We start from the raw sequence: 2,316 nt of genomic DNA, 5'->3' as shown, positions 1-2,316 counted from the left end.
CCCTCGACGCGCAGTGCGCCGGCAGTCGCCGGACGGGTCGGCGGCGCGATGGAGGGGGGAGACGGAGACCGGCTGGCGAGAGCGCGTGATGCGTTCAGCGCTCGGGGCGCGCCGACCCGACGACGAGAGCGCGGCCCCGGACGGGGACGGGGCCGGTGCCGAGGCCGGGCACGGAACGATGCTGGACGCCGCCACCGGCGGGGTCGAGAAGGTCGCCGCCTACCGGTCCGGGTTCCTCACCCCCACCCTGGCCGCGTTCACCGCCCCACTGCTGGTGCTCGCGGTCTGGGCCGCGGTGATCGATGCGCTCGGGGCGCTGGTGCTGCTGGTCGCGATCGCCGCGGTGCCGCCCCTGATCGTGCTCGGGGATCACGTGCTGCGCCGCTCGAACGGCCAGTTCCGGCGTGCGCAGAGCCAGGCCGCCGCCCGCTATCTCGAGCTCGTCGAGGGACTCGGCACGGTGAGCGTGCTCGGCGCCGGCGCCCGCGTGCTCGCGGACTACGCCCAGACGGCGCGCGGCGCGATGCGTGAGCTCACGCGGCTGCTCGCACGCAACCAGGTGGTGATCGTGGTGCACGACGCCGTGTTCGGGGTGCTCATGGGCTGCGTCGCCGTGGCCCTGGTGCTGGCGGGCTTCGACAACGGCCGGATCGGTGCCGGTCAGGCCTTCACGGGGATCCTGCTGGTCGTGCTGCTGCAGGAACCGATGGGGCGGATCGGCCGCACCTTCTACGTCGCCCTCGGAGGCCGTGCCCGGCGCGACCAACTCGAGGAGCTCACGGCCGACGTCAGCACCACCGAGAGCACGGGCACGCGGCGGACGCCTGCCCACGACACCCCTCCATCGATCGAGCTCCGTGGGCTCGGAGTGGATCGCGCGGGCCGGCCCGTGCTCGAAGGGGTGGACCTCGCACTCCCCGCCGGCGCGCGCATCGCCCTCGTCGGCCCCTCGGGCGCCGGGAAGTCCACGCTGCTGCGGGTGCTCGGAGGCCTCGAGGAGCCCGCCCGCGGCAGGATCCACCTGGACGGCGCCCCGGCCGACGCCGCCGTGCGCCGTCGCCGCTGCGCCACCCTCGGCCAGCACATCGACCTGCTCTCCAGCACGCTCGAGGACAACCTGCGCCTGGTCGCCCCGGACGCCGACGGATCCCGCCTCACCGAAGCCCTCCATACCGCCGGCCTCGCCCCGGACCTGCGCACCATGCCGGCGGGGGAGCGGACCGTCGTCGGGGAGGGAGGCGCGCTGCTGTCCGGCGGTCAGCGACGGCGCCTGGGCCTCGCGCGCCTGCTGATCCAGGACCGTGGCCTCGTGCTGCTCGACGAGCCCACGGCCGATCTCGACCGCGCCACCGAGCGACTGGTGCGTGAGCGGCTCGCCGTGTCCCTGCAGGGTCGCACGGTCGTGGAGACCTCCCACCGCCTGCACACCACCTTGGACGCCGACCTCGTGGTGGTGCTCGTGGCCGGCGCTGTCGTGGACGTCGGCCCGCCCGACCAGGTTCGCTCGCGGCCCGGCTACTACGCCGAGGCGCTCGCCGCGGAGACCGCCGACGACCCCCGCCTCCGCGAAGGAGCCGCCCGATGACGCAACGGAACCGCCCGATGACGGATCTGCGCTGGCTGCTCGCCTTCGCCGCCCCCGCCCGTGGCGTGCTCGCCGTCTCCGTGCTCGGCAGGCTCCTGGGGCACACCGCCTCGGCTGCGGCCCTCGCCCTGCCTGCCTGGGCGATCGGCGCCGCGCTCACACAACCGGGGGATCTGTCCGTGCTCGTCGTCGTCGCCGGACTCATCGTGCTCGCGCTGGCGGCCGGGGCCCTGCGCTATCTCGAACAGCTCACCGGGCATCTGGCGGCCTTCCGCCTGCTGGGCGAGCTGCGCATCTGGGTGATGCACCGAGTGCTCCCGCAGGCCCCGGCCGTGATCGATGTGCGCGGAGCGGCTCGCGTGCTCGATGTGGCCGTGCGGGACGTGGACCGGATCGAGGTGTTCTTCGCGCACACGATCGCTCCCGCGATCAGCGCCGTGCTCCTCCCGGCCGCCGCGATCGGTTTCACCGCCGCCACCGCCGGCCCTCCCACGGCGCTGAGCCTCGCCCTCGTGCTCGCCGCAGGCTGGGCCGTCTCTCTTCTCGGCCGTGGCGCGGGCCGGCAGACCGCCCGCGTGCTGGGCCGTGCCCGCGGCGACATCACCCAGCATGTGGCGGACTCTCTGCGGGTGCGGGACGTGATCCAGGGTGCCGGCACCCTGGAGGAGCGCCTGGCCGCGATGCGAGAGCTGGACGCACGGCTCGGCGCCGCGCTGACGGCCCGGTCCCGC

The 2,316-nt window shown here is 75.0% G+C and carries 1 protein-coding gene and 1 pseudogene; both read left to right on the top strand.

Annotated elements, in window-relative coordinates; translation table 11 throughout:
- Positions 1–1,585: ATP-binding cassette domain-containing protein (locus CIK81_RS17810; protein WP_206749927.1), on the top strand; the 1,585-nt coding region annotated here is incomplete at its 5' end.
- Positions 1,582–2,316, top strand: a pseudogene (locus tag CIK81_RS17805) (hypothetical protein); the annotation flags it as partial. The gene CIK81_RS17810 and the pseudogene CIK81_RS17805, both read left to right, overlap by 4 nt.

This window comes from Brachybacterium sp. JB7 (assembly GCF_003335205.1).
Lineage (GTDB): Bacteria > Actinomycetota > Actinomycetes > Actinomycetales > Dermabacteraceae > Brachybacterium > Brachybacterium alimentarium.
The sequence above is the reverse complement of the archived record's forward strand: the minus strand, read 5'-3'. Positions and strand labels throughout refer to the sequence as shown.